Annotated in this window: 1 protein-coding gene; it reads left to right on the top strand. The window is 67.9% G+C overall.

Features of this window, described 5'->3' with window-relative positions:
• The coding region (locus CF165_RS49715; protein ID WP_240522224.1) for an alpha/beta fold hydrolase at positions 1-928 on the top strand (928 nt) is incomplete at its 5' end.
• Positions 929-968: the final 40 nt, after the last annotated feature.

Below are 968 nucleotides of genomic sequence, written 5' to 3' on the forward strand. Positions count from 1 at the left end.
AGGACTTCGACAGCGTGCCGAGCCCGGCTGGTGGTGTGGTTGGCGAGGGCCGGTGCATCGCGACGTCGAGGCGGTGCCAGCCGGCGAACAGTGTGAGCGCCGTGGTTATGCTCGTCTCACCACGATCTTGACTGCAGGGGAGCAGACTGTGCGCACCGCCACTGTGACGGCCGACGGTGACCAGATCCGCTGGGTGGAGCTGCCCGGCCGGGAGCCGTCCCGTGTCTACGTGCATGGGCTGGGTGCGACTTCGCCCGCCTACTTCACTGAGGTTGCGGTCCACCCTCTGCTGGCGGGCCACCGTTCATTGCTCATCGACTTGCTCGGGCACGGCATCAGCGATCGACCGACGACCTTCGACTACACCTTGGAATCACACGCCGATGCCCTCGCCGCGGCCTTTGGTTCCGCGGGCGTCACCGGCGCCGAGTTGATCGCGCACAGCATGGGCGGCTCCGTGGCCATCGTCCTGGCCGCCCGCCATCCGCACCTCGTCTCCCGTCTGGTCCTGATCGACGCCAACCTCGACCCGATCCCGCGCACACCCGGTTCCAGCGGCAGCAGCGGCATCGCCACGTACTCCGAGAAGGAGTTCCTGGCAGGCGGCTGGGAAGAAGTCCGCGACCGGGTCGGCCCTCACTGGTGGTCCACCATGCGCCTTGCCGGCAGGGAAGCCCTGCACCGCAGCGCCACTCATCTCATTCGCGGCACCGTCCCCACCATGCGCGAACTCCTGCTGGACCTGAAAATCCCCCGGACCTATCTGCTGCCCGAGGCCGACGGACCGCTCCCGGGCACCGATGCACTCACCGAAGCCGGAGTGTCCGTGGTCCCCATCCCCGACTGCGGGCACAACATCATGCTGGACAATCCACAAGCTTTCGTACACGCCACCGCGGCGGCCCTCGGAGACCACGCCCGGGCATAGCAACCTGCCTGCGGGCAACAACGGGGCGTAACGCGGAGGC

Origin of the sequence: Amycolatopsis vastitatis (assembly GCF_002234595.1) — a bacterium.
GTDB classification, from domain to species: Bacteria; Actinomycetota; Actinomycetes; order Mycobacteriales; family Pseudonocardiaceae; genus Amycolatopsis; species Amycolatopsis vastitatis.